Origin of the sequence: Nodularia sp. LEGE 04288 (genome assembly GCF_963896525.1) — a bacterium.
Classification (GTDB): Bacteria; Cyanobacteriota; Cyanobacteriia; order Cyanobacteriales; family Nostocaceae; genus Nodularia.
Window position 1 is genome coordinate 25537 of the sequence record NZ_CAWQOY010000150.1, and the last position, 6350, is coordinate 31886.

The window sequence follows — 6350 nt, forward strand, 5'->3', positions numbered from 1 at the left end:
ACTTTACGCAATTTTTCGGGTTTGATAATTATTCAGCAGTAGCATCAGCTACAGCCACAGTGATATGACACGTTGGCTTGCGAATTTGATAAGCTCGCCCTTGCGCTCTGGGTTGAAACCGTTTTAGCACTGGACCTTGATTGGCATAAGCCTGAGTAATTACCAGATTTGTCCGGTCTAAACCAGCATTATGCTCGGCATTAGCGGCTGCACTTCTGAGAAGCTTCAATATTGGTTCACAGGCTCTATAGGGCATGAATTCCAATATAATTAGTGCTTCTCGGTAAGAACGCCCTCTAATTTGGTCGAGGACACGACGCACTTTATAGGGAGAGATGCGGATATAACGAGCGATCGCTTTAACTTCAGTAGTATCAATAGCCATAATTTTCTCCTTTAGTCATTAGTCATTGATTATTAGCCTTTAGCTGATGACTAATGACTAATAACTATCTCCCTGCTTTTTTATCACTCTTCCCATGACCTCTGTAGGTACGTGTGGGGGCGAACTCTCCCAACTTGTGTCCTACCATTTGCTCGTTCACAAAAACCGGAACGTGTTGACGACCGTTGTGAACAGCGATGGTATGACCTATCATTAAGGGCAAAATTGTCGAAGCTCTCGACCAAGTTTTGATAACTTGTTTTTCGTTTTTAGCGTTGAGCTTTTCAATCTTTGTCAGCAAGTGATCGGCCACAAAAGGCCCTTTTTTTAAAGAACGACCCATAATTCGATTTTGGATTTTGGATTTGAGATTTTGAATTAAAAATTTGAGAATTTCGGATTTTAATTAGGTGTCTGATCAAGTTTCACAAATTCTGGATACTCATAAATCAACCCCATCTAAAATCCAAAATTTAAAATCTAAAATTCTATGATTGACGACCACCACGACCACGTTTAGAAGATTTGCGGCGGCGACGCACGATCAATTTGCTGCTGGCTTTCTTGGGTTTGCGTGTCTTCGCACCCAAAGTAGGTTTACCCCAAGGTGTTACAGGGCCTGGTCTACCAATAGGCGCTCTACCCTCACCACCACCATGTGGGTGATCCACGGGGTTCATGACACTACCTCTAACCTTCGGACGGCGACCCTTCCAACGATTACGTCCGGCTTTACCAGCACTTAAGTTTCTCGCGTCGGTGTTACCTACTTGTCCGATGGTGGCGTAGCATTCCCGCCGAATCATCCGCACTTCTCCCGAAGGTAATTTCAGTGTGACATACTGACCTTCTTTGGCTACAACTTGAGCGTTAGCACCAGCAGCCCGGACAATTTGTCCGCCTTTACCAGGTGTTAGTTCTACGTTGTGTACGCTTGTACCCAAGGGAATATTCAAAAGTGGCAAAGCATTGCCATCTTCAAAGGGAGAATCAGGACCGGCAATAATTGTTGCACCCACTGGCAACTTATTGGGGTGAAGAATGTAACGCTTTTCGCCATCTTGATATAACACCAGGGCGATCCGCGCATTCCGGTTGGGATCGTATTCAATGGCTATGACTTGGGCGGGAATATTACGTTTATCCCGTTTAAAGTCAATGATCCGGTACATTTGTTTGTGTCCGCCACCCCGACGACGGCTGGTGATGCGCCCTTGGTTGTTACGACCTTTGGGGCGATGCACGTATTCTGTTAAAGATTTTTCCGGCTTTGATTTGGTAATTTCGGCAAAGTCGGAAACAGTAACTTGGCGTGTACTAGGGGTATAAGGACGATAAGAACGAGTACCCATGTTGCTTTATACCTCTGGGAATAGAACTTGTCTAATTTTCTCTTCGTCCCCAGGGGCTACAGTGACGATAGCTCGCTTGTATTGGGGCTTATAACCAATAAATTTACCAACACGACGCTGTTTACGTGGTGGCATCATGGTATTAATTTTGACGATCTTGACCTGAAATAGGTCTTCAATTGCCGCTTTTATTTGTGGCTTGGTGGACTTGGGAGCCACTTCAAAAGTATATTTATTTTGCTCCATCAGGATAGTCGCCTTTTCAGTCACTATGGGGCGACGCACTAAGTCGGCAAGGTTGCGGGGGTCAAACTTAGGCACTATAGACCTCCTGAATTTTTGCTAAAGCTGATGCTGTGATGACTATCTTGTCAGCGTGCAGCAAATCGTAAACATTTAGCTGGTCGGCTGCAATTAACTTTAAATTTTCGATATTGCGGGCTGACAAATAAACGTTATCCGCAGATGAAATTGCCGGCATAATTAACAATGCCTTGCTTCCTGGTGCTGCTCCCCAACGAGCTAGTGCTGACACTAATTCTTTGGTCTTGGGGCGAGATAACTCGTTGCTAAAATCTTCTACCACAATCAAATCGTCGGCACGACTAACTAGTGCAGTTCGCAGTGCTAAACGTCGTTCTTTGCGGTTTAATTTCAGGTTATAGTCCCTGGGTTTTGGCCCAAAGATTACACCACCACCACGCCACAGTGGTGAACGAATAGAACCTGCACGAGCGCGACCTGTGCCTTTTTGCCGCCAAGGTTTACGACCACCACCTCTAACTTCGGAACGAGTTTTTGTACTCGCAGTTCCTTGGCGAGAGTTGGCCATTTGTCTGACCAAGGCTCTATGCACAATATGAGATGCTGTTGATTCTTTAGCAACTCGTAACTCAAAGGTCGTCTCGCCGACTTGTTCTCCTTGCCAATTTTTTACTACGGTTTCAACCATTTTTATGTCCTTTTGTGTCTTTTGCCTTGTAATGACTACTTACCAACTTTCTTTGCAGGCAGAATATTCACTAAGGACCCCGGTTTACCAGGAATGGCTCCTTTAATTAGCAATAAGTTCCGTTCCAGGTCTACTCGTATCACAGTCAACTTGCGAATTGTCACGCGAGTACCACCCAAACGCCCTGCCATCCGTTTACCTGGATAAACACGACCTGGGGTTGTACCTGCACCAATGGAACCCGGCGCTCTATGGTTTTTTGAACCATGAGACATGGGACCACGGCTAAAGTTGTTGCGCTTCTGGTTACCCGCAAAACCACGACCAATACTGGTACCGACTACATCGACAATTTGACCTTCGCTAAAAATATCTGCTTTGAGTTCTTGACCTAAAGCATAATCATTAGGGGTATCTGTGAGATATTCGTTTAAATGTCGCAAAGCTGGTGCAGATGATTTTGCCAAGTGACCCAGCAGAGGTCTATTCAGCGCCTTGGGTTTAACTTCGCCATATCCAAGTTGGATGGCGGTATAACCGTCGGTCTGTTTCGTTTTAACTTGTGTAACAGTGCATGGTCCCGCTTGAACTACGGTTACAGGAATGGATACTCCTGATTCGTCAAAGACTTGGGTCATGCCCAGTTTGGTGCCGAGAATACCTACAGACACAGTAACTGGTTCTCCTTATATACTTGCTGGTGTTGGAATCGGACTCTTGAGGACACTTTTACATTTGTATAGGTGCCGATTGAGGTTGGACGACCCTCTCTTCTGGACTCTGGGCGAACGGAAATTTTTAGCAGATAATGCTACACCGTATTTTCAGGACACAACTATTTGTGTCTTTACTGTTTGGTGAATCCGTTTACTTTCACTCATTTGGTCACCAGAACAGCCACAAGCTTTTTCCCATTCAGAAAAAATAACTTTTGGAATCAAGGCAATGCTTTTTAGCTTTGCGCTTTGTGCAGTAATGCTTTCGTCCAAGCAATTACTTAGGCACTTTCTGGAGGCATTGCTGTTGGTGGCTTTCCTGCCATAACTTGCTTCTGCCGTGCTGTAGTGGGACTTAAGCGGTTTTTTACCACTCAGTATCCTTACTCAACACATTACTTTTACCTTAAACTATAGTTTAAGATTTCGCCTGGTTTCTCAAGCTTAAAGGAGTGAATGTAGTTTAGAGTCGTTTGTTGGCTTGTTTTATTCAGCCATTAACTCTGATTGAACCTGAGAGCTTTTCTAGTTTACCAGTCTCTGACAACTTTGAGCCAAGTTTATTATTGGCTGCGGATGTTACACATCTAAAAACTTACAGAGCAATAATAACTTAGTTTTTACTCTCATAGGCCACGATCCAATATCATAAAGCATCTATTGAAATTTGTCTATAAATATTTAAAATAGTTTTTGATTAAAGATGATGAGATGGGCTTTCTTGCTTCAATATTTTAACCTAATCTTGGTTGAGGGTGAATAATAGAGATATCTAAGTGGGATAGGACGAAAATTTATGGCACTGATTACCACTGGCAACGCTTTCATCCGCGATTTGGAGAAATTTGGTTCCCTTGGTGTTTATGTACCTCTGGAAGGAGGTTTTGAAGGTCGATATCGCCGCCGTTTGCGGGCTGCTGGCTATGCGAATCTTCATATTACTGCTAGGGGACTGGGCGACGTAGCTGCCTATCTCACAGGAGTTCATGGTGTGAGACCACCTCACCTGGGTAAAAAAAGCACTGGTAGTGGTGCGGCGGTGGGTTATGTGTATTACATACCACCGATTGTTACTTATAATCTGGAACAGCTACCACCAAAGTCAAAGGGTTTGGTGTTGTGGATTATTGAAGGGCAGATTCTAGCGGATCAGGAGGTTGAGTTTTTAACAACTTTGCCTAGCTTGGAACCGAGAGTAAAAGTAGTAGTTGAGAGAGGAGGCGATCGCGCTTTCCGTTGGAAATCTCTCAAAGATACATACTCTGCCAGCTATTTAGCTGTGTAATGATTTAGCTGGGCGATCGCAACTTCTAAATCTAACTGGAGTGCGATCGCCCAAGTTACAGACAACTACAATTAAGAATCGGCATACTGTAAAAGGGAGAACAGTTTAGACCACTCCCTACTTTCTCAGGCGTGAAGGTGATTAGAGCAAAATGAGACGTAAATCTACTGGTAGACCGGCTACTACTTCTAAATCTTCGGCTTTACAATCCCCTTTGTTCAATATCTCTACTATCGCCATTTTGGCAGGGGTACTGGTATTGGGCATTGGAATTGGGATTGCCTTTAGCTCCACAACCACTTTAACGCCATCAAATGTGGCTTCTCGTGAATTCATTGACAATAGAGCGCCAAACCCGGAAATTTGCGTGCAGAATGGAGCTAGCGCAATGGTGATGGACGCGAGACTGTTCGTAACTCTCAACCCGTTTAATGTCTATGTGGCTCAACCAAGTATGCGTCCTGGGTGCGTTCTCCGGCAAAATAACTGGGCAATTTTAGAGCAGCGCAACCTTGTGACATCTAACCAGGTAAGAGAATGTAAGAATCGCCTGAACACTTTCGGCTTTACAGGTACTTTGGAAAGTGAAAACCCTGATATCAGATGTATCTACCAAAATCAGGCCGCTCAAAACTTCTTTACATCTCAACCAGGAGCCGTTACACAACCTCAAGAAACAGATAGATTTTAGTTAAATTGTGGAATGAGTGCAAATTTAATAGTTGGGTTTGGGAAGGGGTTGACCAAACTCAATCACTTGTATATTTGACACATTGGGTTGATAGTTGGGGGTAATCGGAACTGAAAAATTAGGACTTGTTTGAGAGGGAATGCTATTTAAATTATTGGGTTGCTGGGGAAAACTAGGTGGAGGAAGAATATAAGCGGGTAATTGAGATGAATTGCTAGGATTTAGGGGAGGTACAGTTACAAAGGGTTGCTGTGAGTTAGGAGTTATGGGATATAAGGTGCTGGGTAACTGTTGATAATTACTTGGGACTTGGTTGGGTAAAGACTGAAAATTTCCCAGTTGTGTAGGGGGAGTATAATTAGTAATCGTAGGACGTAACACCCAGCGCGTGGGGTTTTGTCGGGAAACTGGTTGTAGTTGTACTTGCTTAGAATCTATAAAATTTCCGGCTGCTAAATCCAGAACAATTCGAGTTACAGTGTCATTTAATTGGGAAACACGAATTCTTTGAATTGCTCCAAAATAATTTTGGATAGTGGGAACGTTACCTAACTGCGTATTTGGCAGATCCACAACTAAGCGAGGCGGTTCAGCTAAATAAAAATACTTAGGAGTGATGCTGGCTGAGAGGTTAATTTCTAGTTGTACAGCTTCTGGGTAAAAGCGCCAATCATCTAATCTGGCCACTGGTGCGGCGATACTACTACCAGCTTGCAGGGTAATTACTGCATACAAGCCCAACAAATGATGGCGACTTTGCCAAAATTGCCTAATGCTTAGTCCTTTACACATTAATTTTTATTCCTTTCATTGCTATATTACGTTACGTGAGGTTCAATAATTTTGTGATGACTGAGAATTTTAACCTCACAATCTGCACATTTATCTAGATCCTGCACTTTTCGGTGTTATGAGGTACAAAAACCCCACCCCCAACCCCCTCCCCGCAAGCGATGAGGGGGCTAATAT

9 protein-coding genes are annotated in these 6350 nt (G+C 43.7%); 2 read left to right on the forward strand and 7 right to left on the reverse strand.

The window, feature by feature from the left end; genetic code table 11:
* Positions 1-28: 28 nt before the first annotated feature.
* The 6 genes from rplV to rplC all read right to left on the reverse strand — a co-directional run bounded on the left by rplV (position 29) and on the right by rplC (position 3360).
* On the reverse strand, positions 29-385 hold the full coding sequence (gene rplV, locus AACX33_RS21950; protein WP_194001761.1) for a 50S ribosomal protein L22: 357 nt from the start codon (positions 383-385) through the stop codon (positions 29-31).
* A gap of 64 nt (positions 386-449) precedes the next feature.
* A complete protein-coding gene (rpsS, locus tag AACX33_RS21955) occupies positions 450-728 on the reverse strand; it encodes a 30S ribosomal protein S19 (RefSeq protein WP_006196740.1) in 279 nt (92 codons plus the stop codon).
* A gap of 145 nt (positions 729-873) precedes the next feature.
* Positions 874-1737 carry a 50S ribosomal protein L2 gene (gene rplB / locus AACX33_RS21960; RefSeq protein ID WP_006196741.1) on the reverse strand — a complete coding sequence of 288 codons (864 nt, stop codon included), beginning with the start codon at positions 1735-1737 and terminating at the stop codon, positions 874-876.
* Between the two features lie 6 nt (positions 1738-1743).
* Entirely contained in the window at positions 1744-2058 is a 315-nt protein-coding gene (locus tag AACX33_RS21965; protein ID WP_194001763.1) for a 50S ribosomal protein L23, read from the reverse strand.
* Positions 2051-2689 carry a 50S ribosomal protein L4 gene (gene rplD / locus AACX33_RS21970; protein WP_194001765.1) on the reverse strand — a complete coding sequence of 213 codons (639 nt, stop codon included), beginning with the start codon at positions 2687-2689 and terminating at the stop codon, positions 2051-2053. The genes AACX33_RS21965 and rplD overlap by 8 nt, the downstream gene beginning before the upstream one ends.
* Positions 2690-2724: 35 nt before the next feature.
* Positions 2725-3360, reverse strand: coding sequence for a 50S ribosomal protein L3 (rplC, locus tag AACX33_RS21975; RefSeq protein ID WP_194001767.1), 636 nt, complete (start codon positions 3358-3360; stop codon positions 2725-2727).
* Between the two features lie 841 nt (positions 3361-4201).
* Here rplC and AACX33_RS21980 point away from each other — a divergent pair.
* A complete protein-coding gene (locus AACX33_RS21980) occupies positions 4202-4690 on the forward strand; it encodes an NAD(P)H-quinone oxidoreductase subunit N (RefSeq protein ID WP_194001769.1) in 489 nt (162 codons plus the stop codon).
* Positions 4691-4841: 151 nt separating this feature from the next.
* Positions 4842-5381 (forward strand): DUF3172 domain-containing protein, encoded by a 540-nt coding sequence (locus tag AACX33_RS21985; protein WP_194001771.1) that lies wholly within the window; start codon positions 4842-4844, stop codon positions 5379-5381.
* Positions 5382-5405: 24 nt separating this feature from the next.
* Here the strand turns inward: AACX33_RS21985 and AACX33_RS21990 are convergent, their stop codons facing one another.
* Positions 5406-6173, reverse strand: a complete 768-nt coding sequence (locus tag AACX33_RS21990) for an AMIN domain-containing protein (protein ID WP_194001773.1) — start codon at positions 6171-6173, stop codon at positions 5406-5408.
* Positions 6174-6350: the final 177 nt, after the last annotated feature.

Bases quoted from the DNA above. Each gene is read 5' to 3' on its own strand.
- rplD (WP_194001765.1), bottom strand. From the start codon at position 2,689: ATGGTTGAAACCGTAGTAAAAAATTGGCAAGGAGAACAAGTCGGCGAG.
- rplB (WP_006196741.1), bottom strand. From the start codon at position 1,737: ATGGGTACTCGTTCTTATCGTCCTTATACCCCTAGTACACGCCAAGTT.
- AACX33_RS21980 (WP_194001769.1), top strand. From the start codon at position 4,202: ATGGCACTGATTACCACTGGCAACGCTTTCATCCGCGATTTGGAGAAA.
- AACX33_RS21990 (WP_194001773.1), bottom strand. From the start codon at position 6,173: ATGTGTAAAGGACTAAGCATTAGGCAATTTTGGCAAAGTCGCCATCAT.
- AACX33_RS21985 (WP_194001771.1), top strand. From the start codon at position 4,842: ATGAGACGTAAATCTACTGGTAGACCGGCTACTACTTCTAAATCTTCG.
- rplV (WP_194001761.1), bottom strand. From the start codon at position 385: ATGGCTATTGATACTACTGAAGTTAAAGCGATCGCTCGTTATATCCGC.
- rpsS (WP_006196740.1), bottom strand. From the start codon at position 728: ATGGGTCGTTCTTTAAAAAAAGGGCCTTTTGTGGCCGATCACTTGCTG.